Source organism: Streptomyces sp. CHD11 (assembly GCF_018638295.1).
Taxonomy (GTDB): domain Bacteria; phylum Actinomycetota; class Actinomycetes; order Streptomycetales; family Streptomycetaceae; genus Streptomyces.
In genome coordinates this window covers 33,833-48,419 of sequence record NZ_JABTTS010000027.1, presented here as the reverse complement: position 1 = coordinate 48,419, position 14,587 = coordinate 33,833, and the positions used below count along the sequence as shown (strand labels likewise).

The 14,587-nt window shown below is 71.0% G+C and carries 15 protein-coding genes and 3 pseudogenes; 7 read left to right on the top strand and 11 right to left on the bottom strand.

Annotated elements, in window-relative coordinates; all coding sequences use genetic code 11:
* The first annotated feature begins 95 nt into the window (after window positions 1–95).
* Window positions 96–1,473, top strand: a pseudogene (locus HTV45_RS24200) (IS1380 family transposase).
* Between the two features lie 390 nt (window positions 1,474–1,863).
* On the opposite strand, the gene HTV45_RS24195 reads toward HTV45_RS24200, so the two are convergent.
* The gene (locus HTV45_RS24195; RefSeq protein ID WP_076094230.1) at window positions 1,864–2,214 is read right to left on the bottom strand and encodes a hypothetical protein; all 351 of its coding nucleotides are present in this window, start codon (window positions 2,212–2,214) and stop codon (window positions 1,864–1,866) included.
* 2 nt (window positions 2,215–2,216) lie between these two features.
* Entirely contained in the window at window positions 2,217–2,681 is a 465-nt protein-coding gene (locus tag HTV45_RS24190) for a prevent-host-death protein (RefSeq protein ID WP_215207970.1), read from the bottom strand.
* A gap of 301 nt (window positions 2,682–2,982) precedes the next feature.
* Here HTV45_RS24190 and HTV45_RS24185 point away from each other — a divergent pair.
* Window positions 2,983–3,123: pseudogene (locus tag HTV45_RS24185) on the top strand (undecaprenyl-diphosphatase); the annotation flags it as partial.
* Between the two features lie 102 nt (window positions 3,124–3,225).
* Entirely contained in the window at window positions 3,226–3,405 is a 180-nt protein-coding gene (locus HTV45_RS24180) for a hypothetical protein (protein ID WP_215207969.1), read from the top strand.
* A 129-nt stretch (window positions 3,406–3,534) separates the two neighbouring features.
* Here HTV45_RS24180 and HTV45_RS24175 read toward each other — a convergent pair whose 3' ends face one another.
* The gene (locus tag HTV45_RS24175; protein WP_215207968.1) at window positions 3,535–4,275 is read right to left on the bottom strand and encodes an SDR family NAD(P)-dependent oxidoreductase; all 741 of its coding nucleotides are present in this window, start codon (window positions 4,273–4,275) and stop codon (window positions 3,535–3,537) included.
* Window positions 4,276–4,309: 34 nt separating this feature from the next.
* The gene (locus tag HTV45_RS24170; protein ID WP_215207967.1) at window positions 4,310–4,921 is read right to left on the bottom strand and encodes a DUF4291 domain-containing protein; all 612 of its coding nucleotides are present in this window, start codon (window positions 4,919–4,921) and stop codon (window positions 4,310–4,312) included.
* Between the two features lie 93 nt (window positions 4,922–5,014).
* Between HTV45_RS24170 and HTV45_RS24165 the strand changes: the two genes are divergently transcribed.
* The gene (locus tag HTV45_RS24165; protein ID WP_215207966.1) at window positions 5,015–5,500 is read left to right on the top strand and encodes a nuclear transport factor 2 family protein; all 486 of its coding nucleotides are present in this window, start codon (window positions 5,015–5,017) and stop codon (window positions 5,498–5,500) included.
* A 68-nt stretch (window positions 5,501–5,568) separates the two neighbouring features.
* Window positions 5,569–7,134, top strand: coding sequence for an apolipoprotein N-acyltransferase (gene lnt / locus HTV45_RS24160; RefSeq protein ID WP_215207965.1), 1,566 nt, complete (start codon window positions 5,569–5,571; stop codon window positions 7,132–7,134).
* Here lnt and HTV45_RS24155 read toward each other — a convergent pair.
* Window positions 7,058–7,963, bottom strand: a complete 906-nt coding sequence (locus tag HTV45_RS24155) for a Gfo/Idh/MocA family protein (RefSeq protein WP_215207964.1) — start codon at window positions 7,961–7,963, stop codon at window positions 7,058–7,060. The two genes, lnt and HTV45_RS24155, sit on opposite strands and share 77 nt — an antisense overlap.
* A 292-nt stretch (window positions 7,964–8,255) precedes the next feature.
* On the opposite strand from HTV45_RS24155, the gene HTV45_RS24150 reads away from it, so the two are divergent.
* Both HTV45_RS24150 and HTV45_RS24145 read left to right on the top strand, forming a co-directional pair.
* Window positions 8,256–8,768 carry a DinB family protein gene (locus tag HTV45_RS24150; RefSeq protein WP_215207963.1) on the top strand — a complete coding sequence of 171 codons (513 nt, stop codon included), beginning with the start codon at window positions 8,256–8,258 and terminating at the stop codon, window positions 8,766–8,768.
* Window positions 8,769–8,871: 103 nt separating this feature from the next.
* Window positions 8,872–9,366, top strand: a complete 495-nt coding sequence (locus HTV45_RS24145) for a hypothetical protein (RefSeq protein ID WP_215208107.1) — start codon at window positions 8,872–8,874, stop codon at window positions 9,364–9,366.
* A 162-nt stretch (window positions 9,367–9,528) separates the two neighbouring features.
* Here the strand turns inward: HTV45_RS24145 and HTV45_RS24140 are convergent.
* From HTV45_RS24140 to fabG, 6 genes and pseudogenes are all read right to left on the bottom strand, one after another.
* Window positions 9,529–9,615, bottom strand: a pseudogene (locus HTV45_RS24140) (leucine zipper domain-containing protein); the annotation flags it as partial.
* Window positions 9,616–9,716: 101 nt separating this feature from the next.
* Window positions 9,717–10,232, bottom strand: coding sequence for a hypothetical protein (locus HTV45_RS24135; RefSeq protein WP_215207962.1), 516 nt, complete (start codon window positions 10,230–10,232; stop codon window positions 9,717–9,719).
* 139 nt (window positions 10,233–10,371) lie between these two features.
* Window positions 10,372–11,055 (bottom strand): uracil-DNA glycosylase, encoded by a 684-nt coding sequence (gene ung / locus HTV45_RS24130; RefSeq protein WP_215207961.1) that lies wholly within the window; start codon window positions 11,053–11,055, stop codon window positions 10,372–10,374.
* 88 nt (window positions 11,056–11,143) lie between these two features.
* Window positions 11,144–12,730, bottom strand: coding sequence for an ABC transporter substrate-binding protein (locus tag HTV45_RS24125; RefSeq protein ID WP_215207960.1), 1,587 nt, complete (start codon window positions 12,728–12,730; stop codon window positions 11,144–11,146).
* Window positions 12,731–12,971: 241 nt separating this feature from the next.
* Window positions 12,972–13,730, bottom strand: a complete 759-nt coding sequence (locus HTV45_RS24120) for an SDR family oxidoreductase (RefSeq protein ID WP_215207959.1) — start codon at window positions 13,728–13,730, stop codon at window positions 12,972–12,974.
* Window positions 13,731–13,743: 13 nt separating this feature from the next.
* Window positions 13,744–14,505, bottom strand: a complete 762-nt coding sequence (gene fabG, locus HTV45_RS24115) for a 3-oxoacyl-ACP reductase FabG (protein WP_215207958.1) — start codon at window positions 14,503–14,505, stop codon at window positions 13,744–13,746.
* Window positions 14,506–14,587: the final 82 nt, after the last annotated feature.

The following is a 14,587-nucleotide window of genomic DNA, read 5'->3' as shown; positions in this document are numbered from 1 at the left end:
CGAGGTTTGATCAAATAAGCGGAGAGTGCTCCTGAGCTGCAACGATGGGACTTGTCTAGGGTCCTGTCGGCTGCAGGGAAAGAAGCACTCTCCAGGTGAAGAAGCGTATCGGGTCGTACCCGCGTGTCCGCATCGAGGGCGGCGGCCGGACGGTGGTCTCGCAGGCCGGGGGCGTGCTACTGGTCGAGGCCGTCCGCAAGACCGGCCTGGATTCCGCGATATCAGCGGCGCTGACACCGTGGCGGAAGCCTCGGGCGGTGCACGACCCGGGCAAGATCCTGCTGGACGTGGCCCTGGCGGTCGCGCTGGGCGGCGACTGCCTCGCGGATGTCGCCATGCTGCGGGCCGAGCCGGCCGTGTTCGGGCCGGTGGCCTCCGACCCGACGGTCTCCCGCCTCATCGACACCCTCGCCGCTTCCGGCGAGAAGGCCCTGCGGGCCATCCGTGCCGCGCGGGCTGAAGTCCGCCAACACGTCTGGCAGTTGGCCGACCGAAACGCGCCTGATGCAGGCGGGACGGTGACCGTCGACCTCGACGGGGTGCTGGTGATCGCACACTCGGACAAGGAGGACGCCGCACCGACGTGGAAGCGAACCCACGGCCACCACCCGCTGATGGGGTTCGTCGACCACGGACCGGGCGGCACGGGTGAACCGGTCGCGGCCCTGCTCAGGCCAGGCAACGCGGGAGCGAACACGGCCACCGACCACATCACCGCCGCTCAACTGGTTTTGGCCCAGCCACCGAAGAAGTACCGGCGCGGGCACCGGACCCTGATCCGCACCGACTCCGCGGGCGGCACCCACGACTTCGTCGCCTGGCTCGCTCAGCGGGGACGGTGGCTGTCCTACTCGGTCGGCATGGTGATCACCGAGGCGATCCACCAGCATGTGCTGAAGGTTCCGGCATCGGCATGGACGGCGGCCGTCGAAGCGGACGGCGAGATCCGCGACGGCGCCTGGGTCGCTGAACTCACCGGCGACGTTCTGGACGGCTGGCCCAAGGGCATACGGCTGATCGTCAGGAAGGAACGGCCGCACCCCGGGGCCCAGTTACGGCTCACGGACGCGGACGGCATGCGGCTGACCTGCTTCGCCACCAACACCTTGGGCCGGCCGATCGCCGAGCTCGAGCTCCGTCACCGGCTGCGGGCGAGGGCCGAGGACCGGCATCCGCGCCGCCCGGGCCACCGGCCTGCGCAACCTGCCCCTGCACCGCACGGCCCAGAACCGGATCTGGCTGGAGATCGTGCAGATCGCGCTCGACCTGCTGGCCTGGATGCCGATGCTCGCCCTGACCGGTAAGGCCAGGCTCTGGGAGCCCCGCCGACTACGGCTCCGCCTGTTCACCGCGGCCCGACAGCTCGTGACCACCGGCCGTCGGCGAATCCTCCGCCCGGCCCGGCATTGGCCCTGGACCGGCGAGATCACCGCCGCACTCGCACGGCTCGCGCTCCTGCCGAACCCCGGCTGACCAGCCCGCCCCCGTCCCTACGAGAGACCCCTCCGGCCGGAGCAGTGGAACCCGGCGTCCACCCGAGACGACACTCGGGCCCTCAACCTGCCCCACCTCGATCCACGGCCCGTCACGCAAGATCGAGGCTAACGAGTGCTGCAGCTGAGGGTGGAGATGGGCTTCTGGCTCCTCGATGATGACCGTTGCGTGAAACGGGGCCGTGGAGAAGAAGGAGTCTGCCTCGGAAGCCGCCTCCGCTTGTGTTTGAGCCAGGTTCTCGAGCGCCTGCCGTGCCTGCTCCTCCTCGGATGGCACTTCGCGCTCAAAGTCCCCGGTCGCGGCAGCCACACAGCGATCATCCCCATCGGATGCGCGCTCACCGACGATGTGCGACGCTGCGAAGCGCGCCTACTTCGTCTCGTTCGGGTGGCTCGTGTGCACCTGCTCCAGGAAGACCGTGCGCTCGTGGACGTAGAACCAGATGCGCGCGGTGCCCTTCGCAGTCGGTTTGTGCTGCCACCGCTCATGGGTCGCGCCGCCACGCTCGATGACGCCGAGTTCACCCTTTAGCCGATAGTTCGTCGGCGTCGTGGACAGTGGCGTCCGCGTGAGGAAGTCCCAGGTCTCCGTCATGGGGTTGCGGATCGTCGCAACGAGGTCGCGCCATCCCTTCTGCGCGTCGGCTGTGGCGAAACGGATCTCGTACTCGATCTTCTTCGGAGGGCGAGGAACCAGCTCGCCCTTCCTGGCGGCCGCCACGGCTACGGACGCTCCACGGTCTCATCGTCGTCGAACCACTCCAGACCGGCGCTGCCGCTGCTGAGCCCGGCCGCGACGGCCGTGGCCGTCTCCTTCCAGGAGGTCAGCTCTGCGATCGCGAGGTGCGGCTGGTCGGTGGCAAACGACGCGCGCGCCGCATCGACGAGGTCCTGCGCGCAGGACTCCCGGTCGGCCGGCGACAGCGCGAGCATCCAAGGGAAGGCCTTGGACATCCGCTCGGCGAGCGAGCCGCGGTCGTCGAGGGTGACGGTGATGAGCTGCGCGGCAAAGTTCAGCAAGCGGGCACGACCCTCGGCCTCGCGCTGCGACATCAGGACCAGAGCCTCGCCGTCGCGCCGGGTCACCGTCACGGGGTGGTCCTCGGCCTCGGCGAAGACCTCGGCGGAGTGCTTACTCAGGTCCGAGGAGCGCCGAGTCGCCACGGGGAGGTCTGCTGCTATGGTCATGGATCCATAGTATTCGGAACGTATTCGGAAGTCTAGGGGAGGCCGCAGAGTGCGTGCGCCAGACTCGACCTCCGGATGCGGTCCGATGCCAGATCTCAGCCTTCCTTGACGGTTGAATGGAAGGTCTCTACTCGCAGTTGCCCTGACCATGGAGCAGGAGATTGCCGATTCGCTGCAAACCAGGTGGCTGCGCTTCGTGGCCAGCGATGGAGAGCACTGGAAGGTGCCATCTCCCACTGCTTTCGCATTCGATCTTGAAAAGTGGTGGAAAACAGCAGGTCAAGTCCGCTCGGTCAAAGTCGTCATAAGTTCGTTCATGAAGTTCATCTCGACCAAGAGCTTCATGCCGTTCGTCTGGTACCGCATCGTGCTCGGGATCGTGATCGTCATCCTGGTCTCCGTGGGCGCCCTCAGCCCGCACGCGGCGGAGTCGGCGGGCTGAGACCGTGCGGCGGGAAGGTGACCCGGGCACGTGACCGAACACATACGGCTCGGGTAGCCGTCCGGTAGCGCACTGTCAGTCCGTGGCCCTAGGCTTGTCGGCATGTCCCCCGATTTAACGACCCCTGGTTCCGTGCGGTCCGCCGCCGAGGTCAACGAGCAGATCCGCGCCCTGTGGCTGCGCGCGGGCGGCTCCCTGTCCGCCCAGGAACGCGCGGAGTACGAGTCGCTGGTCGTCGAGTGGGCGGCGGCGATCCGCGGCCGGGTCGCCGAAGCGGCCTGACCGTCCCCCGCGGTAACGGCACACCTCGGCGTCCGCCCGCCGCTCCGCCCGCGGTACGCCTCGACGCCGTCACGCGTCCGCGCTCCCGGCCTGCTTCCCCGCACCCGCACCCGCACCCGCGAGATGCCCTCAGCGTCCGCCCGCCACCCGCAAGACCGTCCCCGTGGTGTACGAGGCGTCCGGCGACATCAGCCACGCCACGGCAGCGGCGATCTCCTCGGCCTGCCCGGCGCGCCGCAGCGGGATCGACCCGGCGGCCTGCCGGGCACGGTCCGGGGCACCCATGGCGGCGTGCATCTCCGTGTCGACGACGCCCGGGGCGACCGCGTTGACCCGGACGCCGTCCGGGCCGAGTTCCTTGGCCAGGCCGAGGGTGAGGGTGTCGATGGCGGCCTTGGTCGCCGCGTAGTGCACGTACTCGTTCGGACTGCCCAGCGTGGCGGCGCCCGACGAGATGTTCACGATGACGCCCTCGCCCCGGGGAACCATCAGCTGGGCGGCCCGCCGCGAACAGAGCAGCGTCCCCATCAGGTTGACGTCGACGACCCGCCGCAGGGTGCCGGTGTCGGCCTCGGTGAACCGCCCTAGCGGTCCGGTCACGGCAGCATTGTTCACCAGCCCCGTCACCGGCCCCAGCTCCCGCTCCGCCACCTCGAAGAGCCGCTCGGCGTCCGCCTCGACGGCCGTGTCCGCGCGCACGGTCACGGCCCGCGCCCCGGCCGACCGCACCCCCTCCGCCACCGACTCGGCGGCGGCGGCGTCGCGGACGTAGTTCACCACCACGTCGTGCCCCTCCCCCGCGAGCCGCAGACAGGTCGCGGCCCCGATCCCCCGGCTCCCACCGGTGACCACCGTGACCAGACGCTTCATGAATACCTCCTGGCGAGTACGCGGACGAAGACCCTCAGGCTCGCAGATGGGCGAGCACTTCCCCGTCAAGCGGCAGAGGACGCTCCTGCGGCAGCATCCCCGCCGCGCGCTCCGGCTCCCCCGCGCGCACCAGCGCACGGATCTCGGCGGCGAGCGGCGTCATGTCCTCGATGCCGGTGATCCACTCGTCGGCGTACCGCGCGGCCGCCTCTCCCGCGAGCCCCAGCTGCAGCGAGCGGTACGGCAGCGGACGGAGCCACAGATCCCGCTCCGGGTCCCACTGCACCCGCGCCGGCGCCTGCCGCAACCGCTGCTTCCAGGCCGCCGCGTCACCGTGCAGTTCGGGGACGTGGTGCGACAGGCAGGCGTTGCGCAGCGCCCAGACGAACCCCTCCCGGCTGATCTCCACGGCCAGCACCGTCTCCTGGTCCTTCTTCGTGCCCCAGCCACAGCGGTACATCATCCAGAGGAAGGAGGGCTTGATCCATGTCATGCGCTCCCGGCTCCAGGAGGACGGGAAGCGGCCGTGGCGGGTGGCGGCACGGCCTATGTCCGGGTTGTAGGCCTGGTAGACGGTGAGGGTGGACTCGGTATGGCGGGCGCGCACCTCGACGTGTCGGCGGCGCCCGGCCGGCTGATCGCTCACGGTGTACAGCTTCGGCCGCGGAGGGTGCCGTGAGCCAGTGAATATCGCCGCACGCCCCTTGGCTGAGCCCGCCGCATGGTCAACACTGAGCCGATGACCCAGCGTGTGGAGCTCGCGACCGTGAGGGACCGGCTGGCCCTGGACGGACTCGTCACCGAGTACGCGGTGGCCGTGGACGACGGTGACTGGGAGGCGTACCGGGGACTGTTCACGCCGGACGGGCGGGCGGACTACCGCTCGGCCGGCGGTGTCGAGGGGAGCGCCGGAGCGGTGGCCGGGTGGCTCGCGAAGAGCTTCGCGGAGTTCCCCGTGCGGCAGCATCTGATCGTCAACCGGCGGATCCGGTTCGGGCTCCTGGAGCAGGACCGCGGTGACACGGCCCGGGTGCGCGCCGACTATATGAGCCCGATGGGCGGCACCGGGCCGGAGGGGGCGTCCGCCGCGCCGGACCTGCTGAGCGGCGGACGGTGCGCGTTCTCGATGGTGCGTAGGGACGACGGCTGGCGGCTGAACGAGGTCGTCGTCCGGGAGATGTGGCGCCGGGTTGACGGCCCGCGGGCCGCCCCTGTGGTCAACTGAACCGGCCCGGGCTGTTCCGGATCACGTCCGGGACGCACACTGGAACGGGCACGGGGTAGGGAGGCGCCATGAGGACGTTCGGCGACTGGCTCGCCTCCCCCTGGCGCCGCTCGGCCGCCGCCGCTGTCGTGGGCGCCCTGCCCGTTCTGGCGTTTCCCGCCCCGTCCCTGTGGTGGTTCGCCTACGTCGCCCTGGTCCCGTGGATGCTGCTGGCCCGTGCCGCGCCGTCGGGGAGGCGGGCGGCCTTCGACGGCTGGTGGGGCGGGTTCGGTCTCATGCTGGCCATGCACCACTGGCTGCTGCCGAACCTGCACGTGTTCACCTTCGTCATCGCCGCCCTGCTGGGCGCGCTGTGGGCTCCGTGGGGATGGCTGGTGCGGCGGCTGCTGGGCGGGGTGCCGTCGCGGGGGCGGGTCGCGGCCGCGCTCGTCGTGGTGCCGTCGGGGTGGCTGGCGGCCGAGCTGGTCCGCTCCTGGGAAGGGCTCGGCGGTCCCTGGGGCGTGCTCGGTGCGAGCCAGTGGGAGGTGGAGGCCGCGCTGCGGCTGGCCTCGGTGGGCGGGGTGTGGCTGGCGAGCTTGCTGGTCGTTGCGGTGAACGTCGTCGTCGCCCTGCTCGTCGCCGTCCGGCAGGCCCGGGTGCCGGCCGTGGCCGGGCTGGTCGCCATCGCCGCCGCCACCTCCGCCGTCTGGGTGTGGTCGCCGCGCCCGGACACCGGCGACCGGGTCCGCGTCGCGCTGGTGCAGCCGGGCGTCGTCACCGGCCGCGACAGCGCCGACCGGCGCTTCGACCGTGAGGAGCGGCTCACCCGCGAACTGGCCGGCCGGGATGTCGCCCTGGTCGTCTGGGGCGAGAGCAGTGTCGGCTTCGACCTCGGTGACCGCCCCGACCTGGCGCGGCGGCTGGCCGCGCTGTCCCGCGACACGGGCGCGCGGATCCTCGTCAACGTGGACGCCCGGCGTTCGGACAGGCCCGGCATCTACAAGAGCTCGGTGCTGACCGGCCCGGACGGCCCGACCGGGGACCGGTACGACAAAATGCGGCTGGTTCCGTTCGGCGAGTACGTTCCGGCGCGCTCCCTGCTCGGCTGGGCGACCTCCGTCGGCAGGGCGGCCGGCGAGGACCGGCGGCAGGGCACCGAGCAGGTGGTGATGGACGCGGGAGGCGGGCTGCGGATCGGTCCCATGGTGTGCTTCGAGTCGGCGTTCCCCGACATGAGCAGGCATCTCGCCGAGGACGGCGCCGATGTGCTGCTGGCCCAGTCCTCCACGTCGACGTTCCAGCGGAGCTGGGCGCCCGCGCAGCACGCCTCGCTCGCCGCGCTGCGCGCCGCCGAGACCGGCCGCCCGATGATGCACGCGACCCTGACGGGCGTCTCCGCCGTGTACGGGCCGGACGGCGGGCGGGTCGGCCCGCGGCTCGGCACCGACACCGTTGCCGCGCAGGTGTACGAGGTGCCGCTGGCGCGCGGCACCACGCTCTACGTCCGCTTCGGCGACTGGCCGCTGTACGGGGCGCTGCTGGTCCTCGGCACGTGGGGCGTCACCGAGGTGGTGCGATTCAGGCGGCGCGCTCGTAAATCGCTCGTACCACCCGTTCGCACAGCTCATGGGTCGCCAGGGCGTCCCGGGCACTGAGCACCTTGCCCGCGCGCACGGCGTCCAGGAAGGCGAGCGCCACCTGCTCGATGCCGCGCTGGCGTGCCACCGGGACCCAGTCCCCGCGCCGCCGTACGGTCGGCTGCCCCTTGTGGTCGATCACCTCGGCGAGGTTGACCACCTGGCGTTTGGTGTCCTGCCCGGAGACCTCCAGGATCTCCTCGGCCGAACCGCTGAGGCGGTTCATCACACCGAGCGCTGTGAAACCGTCACCGGCCAGCTGGAGCACCACGTGGTGCAGCAGCCCGCCTTCGGTACGGGCGCGCACGGTCACGTCGTCGACCGGGCCCGGCGCCAGGAAGCGCAGGGTGTCGACGACGTGGATGAAGTCGTCGAGGATCATCGTGCGCGGTTCCTCCGGCAGCCCGACGCGGTTCTTCTGCATCAGGATGAGGTCGCGCGGATGGTCGGCGCACTGCGCGTAGCCGGGGGCGAAGCGGCGGTTGAAGCCGACGGCCAGGCTGGTGCCCCGCTCCTCGGCGAGGGTGACCAGCCGCTCCGAGTCGGCGAGTCCGTAGGCGAGCGGCTTGTCGACGTAGGTCGGTACGCCCGCCTCGAGGAGCCTGGTGACGATCTCCGGATGGACCTCGGTCGGCGCGTGCACGAAGGCCGCGTCGAGCTTCTGGGCGAGCAGTGATCCGAGGTCCGCGTGGCGCCGGCCGGCGGGGAGGTGGAGACCGTCGGCGACCCGGTCGAGGGTCGCGGGGGTGCGGGTCTGCAGGTGCAGTTCCACGCCGGGCTGGACGGCGAGCACCGGAAGATAGGCCTTCTGCGCGATGTCACCGAGTCCGATGCAGCCGACCTTCACGGGGTGTTCTCCTCTAGCCATAGCCTGCCGTGGTCCGCTGCGAGCATACGGGTTCACCCGCTCCCGGCTCGGTTCGCATGCGTGGCCACGGGCGGGCGCCGTTCAGGCCTTGGACCCCGCTCGCACGCCTGGAGCGCCGGGCGGAGACGTGACGTTCTCCCTCGGCGCCGGTCGTGCTGCCCGTGCCGGGGCGCGGGTGCGGAGGCGCGTGCCGGCCTGCGCGAACCGCCCGCCGGCCGCTCGATACGGCAAAGTCCCGTGCGGAGCATCGATGCTGAGCGAGGATGTGCGCATGACATCCCAGCGCAGTGAACCCGCCGTCGACGCCGACGAGCGCACCATGCTCGAGGGCTGGCTCGACTACCACCGCGCCACCCTCGCCCGGAAGTGCGGGGGACTGACCGACGAGCAGTTGCGCACCTCCTCGGTGCCGCCCTCGAAGCTGTCCCTGATGGGCCTGGTGCGGCACATGTCGGAGGTCGAACGCGGCTGGTTCCGCAGGGTGCTCGCGGACGAGGACGCGGGCCCCCTCTACTACAGCGAGGCCGACCGGGACGGCGAGTTCCATCTGTCCGGGGCGGACACGTGGCAGGAGGCGTACGCCACCTGGCAGACCGAGATCGGCGTCGCCCGTGAGAACGCGGCCGGCTTCGCCCTGGACGATCCGTCACGGGGCCGCGACAGTCACAGCGCCGACCCGTACAGCCTGCGGTGGATCTACACCCACATGATCGAGGAGTACGCCCGTCACAACGGCCACGCCGATCTGATCCGCGAGCGGATCGACGGCGCCACCGGCGAGTGACGTCAGCCACCGCGTTGCCGGGGCCCCCGTACGGGGCGGGAGATCACTCGTGCGGGGCATGCTGCGCCTGTCCGTCCCCTCCCGGGCGGCCGGAGCCAGCAGAGTGGCGCGGGTGCATCGAACGACGACCACAGCAACGCTTCTGGTGACCGTGGCGGTCTCCGCCCTCTCGGGCTGTATGACGGTCCAGCGTCCCCTCGCGCCCGGCCCGGCGACGGCCCCGGCGGGGACCGCTCCACGTCCGGTGGGGACGAACGAGACGCAGATCGTGCAGGCACCGGCGAGCGAGGCGCTGGAGATGGTCGGCACCCCCCGGCCCCCTGCGGCCACCGCGTCGCCCTCGCACCGCGCCGGCCGCGGCGCCGCGCCGGACCCGGACCCCGCCGACGGCAGGAACGGGCAGCCGCGCTCCGCCCGCCCCGAACCGGACCGGGCGGTCCCCCCGCGACGCCCGCCGGTGGAACTCCCCGACATCACGGCGTCGGTGCGCCCCGGCGCCGGCGGCGGCGCGGACCTCTGCGCGCTGGGCAGGGAGTACGGCGGCTGGCGTGCGGACAGCCCGGAGGCCGCGATCTGCCAGGACACCTACGGCCGCTGACCAGGCCGCTCCGGCACCGGCGCACGGCAGCCGGGCGGACCCCGGCGGCCACGGACCCGGCCCCGCGGACCGGCACGGACGCCGCGCGGCGCGCCAGGGCACGGGCACGGGCACGGGCACGGGCCACGAATCGTCTCCGACCGGCACGCGCGGCACGGAGGTGACGTGCGCGACAGGGCGGCCGGTGCGGACACGCTCGATGAGCAGCCGCCTGCCGTGAACGGTCAGCCGGGCATTACGGTGGGACACGAAGACCTCCGTGCGGTGCAGTCCTAGACAGCTCCACCACACCGGAGGTCTTCGCCATGTTCAAGCCCCGCCAGCGTTGACAACGCTCGTGATCAATACACCTAGCGCCGCAGTCCCGGCGGCACCCGGCCGCCGGGCGGGTCCTCCTCGTCCAGTCGGAGCTCCAGCCGCCGGATGGCGGAACGCACGCCCTGACCGTAGCGGTCGTCGGCGAGGGTGCGGGCGGCGTCCCGGGCCCGGTGGAGATGGCTGCGGGCGGCGTCGGAGCGGCCGAGGCGGGCGTAGTCGGCGGCGAGGTTCAGTTGCAGTGAGGGGTAGAAGGCACGCACCGCGGGGGAGTTCTCGTGCGCGCCGGCGCGGTCGTCCGCGGCCTCCTCCGCCGCGGTCAGGGCCCGCAGATCCCAGGCCAGTTCGTCCCCGGGGTCGTCCTGGGTGTCGGCGAGGTAGTGCGCGAGGGTGCAGCGGTGCAGCGGGTCGCCGTGCTCACCGATCTCCGCCCACAGCCCGAGGAAGCGGTGCCGGGCCTCCTCGCGGTCCCCCGCGTGGTGCAGCATCACGACCTGACCGATCCGCGTCAGCACGGCGTCCGGCGCCGCCTGCCCCTGTCGCTCCGCCACCACGTCCTCCGCACCGGTCGCCGGCTGTCACCACCGACGCTAACCGCCGGCGGGGGCGATACCGGACAGGCCGCTCCGTGGCACCCGGGCGGCCCGGTGCGGATCCGGCGCGGACCCGCACCCGGCGCGCCGAACGGCCTCAGCCCAGGGACGGCAGGGACCAGTCGATCGGCTCATGGCCCTGCGCGGCCACCGCCTCGTCGATCCGGGTGAACGGACGGGATCCGAAGAACTTCTTCGCCGACAGCGGCGAGGGGTGCGCCCCCTTGACCACCACGTGCCGGCTCTCGTCGATCAGCGGCAGCTTCTTCTGCGCGTAGTTCCCCCACAGCACGAAGACCGCAGGGTCGGGGCGGCCGGCGACCGCGCGGATGACCGCGTCGGTGAACCGCTCCCAGCCCCGGCCCTTGTGCGAGTTGGCCTCGCCGGCGCGCACCGTGAGCACCGCGTTGAGCAGCAGCACGCCCTGCTCCGCCCAGGGCATCAGATAGCCGTTGTCCGGAACGGGCGTGCCGAGATCGGTGTGCATCTCCTTGTAGATGTTCCGCAGGGACGGCGGGATCCTGACGCCCGGCCGGACCGAGAAGCACAGGCCGTGGCCCTGGCCCTCGCCGTGGTAGGGGTCCTGGCCGAGGATCAGGACCTTGACCTTGTCGTACGGTGTGGCGTCCAGCGCCGCGAAGACCTCCTCGCGGGGCGGATAGACGGGACCCCTCGCCCGCTCCTCCTCGACGAACCCGGTCAGCTCCTTGAAGTAGGGCTGCTGCAGTTCGTCGCCCAGAACCCCGCGCCAGGACTCGGGCAGCATGGCGGTGTCGGTCACGTCAACGTCCTCACATGTGCGGTCACTTCCAGGCCACAGAACCTACAGGCGACCACTGACAACCGGCCCGGCGGCCGTGCGTCCGGCGCTACCAGCTGGTCTTGCGGGACAGCTGCCACATCATCATGATCGTGGACGGGTCCATCGAGCGCTCCGCGCCCGAGATGTCCCGGCTGGCCGCCACGTACTGCCGGCCCTGCCACAGGGGCAGCAGCCGCGCGTCCTCGACGAGGATGTCCTGGGCCTCCTCGAACTGCTTCACCACGTTGCCGCGGTCGCTCTCCCGGCGGGAGCTGGGCAGCAGCTCGGTCGTGATCTTCTCCGCCTCGTAGGGCGTGCCGAGCGCGTTCTGCTTGCCGACGAACGGGGCGATGAAGTTGTCCGCGTCCGGGAAGTCCGGCGACCAGCCGCGTCCGAACACCGGGTACTCACCCTTCTGGTAGCCCTCGACATACGTCTTCCAGGGGCGGCTCTTGAGGGTGATGTCGAAGAGTTCCGACGCCTCCAGCTGCCGCTCGAGCTCCTTGAACTCCAGCCCGGTCTCGGAGCCGTAGCGGTCCGTGGTGTACCAGAGGGTGAGCGGGACCGGCTCGTCGATGCCCGCGTCGGTGAGGATCTCCCGGGCCTTGTCGACGCTGGGCTCGCCGTAGTCGTCGAAGAAACCGGTGGTGTGCCCGGTCAGGCCCTTGGGGACCATCGAGTACAGCGGGTCGACGGTGTCCCGGTAGATCTTGTGCGCGATCGCCGCGCGGTCGACGATCTGAGCGATGGCCTGGCGCACCGCCTTCTTGCCGGACCACGGGTCCTTCGGGTTGAACACCAGGTAGTTGATGTCGGTCCCGGTGCCTTCGATGAGCTGGATCTCCTCCTCCTTGGAGGCCTTGCCCTGGAAGTCGATGACGTCGTCCGCGGCCAGACCGCGGTACGTCAGGTCGAGTTCGTCGTCGCGCAGCGCTTTGACCATGGCGGCCGAATCCTGGAAGTAGCGGACGGTCACCGCGCTGTTCTTCCGTTCGGCGAAGCCCTTGTACCGCTCGTTGCGGACGAGTTCGGCCCTCTTGCCCTCCTCGTACGAGCCGAGGGCGTACGGCCCCGAACCGACGACGCCGGCGTCCTCGCGCAGCGCGTCCGCCGGGTAGGAGTCCGGGTCGACGATCGACATCGCGGGGGTGGCGAGCACGAACGGGAAGGTGGCGTCCGGCTTGTTGAGGTGGAAGACGACCTCGCGCTCGCTGGGCGCCTGCACCCTCTCGAGGCTGCCCAGCAGACCGGCGGGGCCGCCGTTGACGTTGATCTGCCGGATCCGGTCGATCGAGTGCTTGACCGCCTTGGCGTCGAGCGTGCCGCCGTCGGAGAACGTAAGGCCCTCGCGCAGTTCGCAGCGGAACACCTTGTTGGAGCTGTCGGAGAACTCGCAGCTCTCCGCGGCGTCCGGCTGAGGGCTGGTCGCTCCGACCGGGTAACTCAGCAGGGTCTGGTAGATGTTGCGGAACAGCTCCCAGGAGCTGTCCCAGGAGGCGGCAGGATCCAGCGTGCTGGGCGAGCTGGTGGTTCCCACGACGATAGGTCCCTCGTCGTCCGGGTCGCCGGGGGACAGCAGTCCGCATCCGGTCACCAGAGACGATATGGACGCGATGGCCGCCACCCGCCGCAGGCATCGGTTCCGGTTGAACACGCGCACGCTCCTCGATCTGCCATGCCAAGGGTCGGCAGACCATACCGCAGGGAAACGCCCGCTGACCCTCCTCCGGAGGACCCTTGAGATCAACTCTCCGATGACTACGTTGTCACTCGCCGTTGTGGTCCCGATACACCGACACCGGCGCCGTTTTCGTCAACGGAGGGCCCTTTCCGGGGCCGTCCGGAACGGCCCCCGCGCGTGTGCGCGAGGCACGCGCGGGGGCCGCTGGGGGGGGTCAGGCCACGCCGGCGTTCAGGAAGATGCCGCCGTCGACGACCAGGGTCTGGCCGGTGACCCAGTCCGACTGCTCGGAGGTGAGGAAGGCGGCGGCGCCGCCGATGTCGGACGGCACGCCGAGCCGGCCCAGCGGGTATCCGGCGGCGGCCTCCGCTTCCCGGCCCTCGTACAGGGCCTGCGCGAACTTGGTCTTCACCACCGCCGGGGCGATGGCGTTGACCCGCACCGCGGGCGCGAACTCGTGCGCCAGTTGCTGGGTCAGGTTGATCAGCGCGGCCTTGCTGACGCCGTAGGCGGCGATGAACGGCGAGGGCGCGAGACCGGCGACGGAGGCGATGTTGACGATCGCGCCGCCGTTGTCCTTCTGCCAGGCGTGCCAGGTCTTCTGCGCGAAGCCCAGCGCCGAGATCACGTTGGTCTCGAACACCTTGCGCGCCACGTTCAGGTCGAGATCGGCGATCGCCCCGAACACCGGGTTGGTGCCGGCGTTGTTGACCAGGTAGTCGACGCGGCCGAACGCCTCCATGACACGCTCGACGGCCACGGCCTGGTGGGCCTCGTCGTGTGCCTTGCCTGCGACGTACACGGCCCGGTCCGGACCGAGTTTCTCGACGGCCTCCTTGAGGGCGTCCTCACCTCTGCCGGTGAGGCACACCCGGTCGCCGCGCGCGACGAGCGCCTCGGCGACGCCGTAGCCGATGCCGCGGCTGGCACCGGTGATCAGGGCGACCTTGCCCGAAAGTTCCACAGCAGTCATGTTCCCGGTCTTCCTAGTCGAGCGGTCCGCCGGCGACGTACAGCACCTGGCCGGAGACGAAGCCGGCGGCCTCGCCGGTGAAGAAGGCGATGGCGTTGGCGATGTCCTCGGGCTCGCCGACGCGGGCGACCGGGATCTGGGTGGCGGCGGCGGCCTTGAAGTCCTCGAACCCCATGCCGACGCGGTCCGCGGTGGCCTTGGTCATCTCGGTGGCGATGAAGCCGGGAGCGACGGAGTTGGCGGTGACGCCGAACTTGCCGAGTTCCTTGGCGAGGGTCTTGGTGAAGCCCTGCAGACCGGCCTTGGCGGCGGAGTAGTTGGCCTGGCCCCGGTTGCCGAGCGCGGACGAGGAGGACAGGTTCACGATCCGGCCGAAACCGGCGTCGACCATGTGCTTCTGGCATGCCTTCGACATCAGGAAGGCGCCGCGCAGATGCACGTTCATGACGGTGTCCCAGTCGGAGACGCTCATCTTGAACAGCAGGTTGTCGCGCAGCACGCCCGCGTTGTTGACCAGGATGGTGGGTGCACCGAGTTCCTCGGTGATCCGCGCGACAGCCGCCTCGACCTGCGCCTCGTCGGAGACGTCGCAGCCGACCGCGAGGGCCTTGCCGCCGGCGGCGGTGATCTTCTCGACGGTGTCCTTGCAGGCGGCCTCGTCGAGGTCGATCACGGCGACCGCGCGGCCTTCGGCGGCCAGTCGTACGGCGGTGGCGGCGCCGATGCCGCGCGCGGCGCCGGTGACCACCGCGACCCGCTGCTCAGTGGTGGACATTGCTGCTTCTCCTCGCCCTAGGGGTGCGGCTCCTGCGGCCGGACTCAGTTCAATGAGCGACCGCTTAGTACCTTCAGCAGAC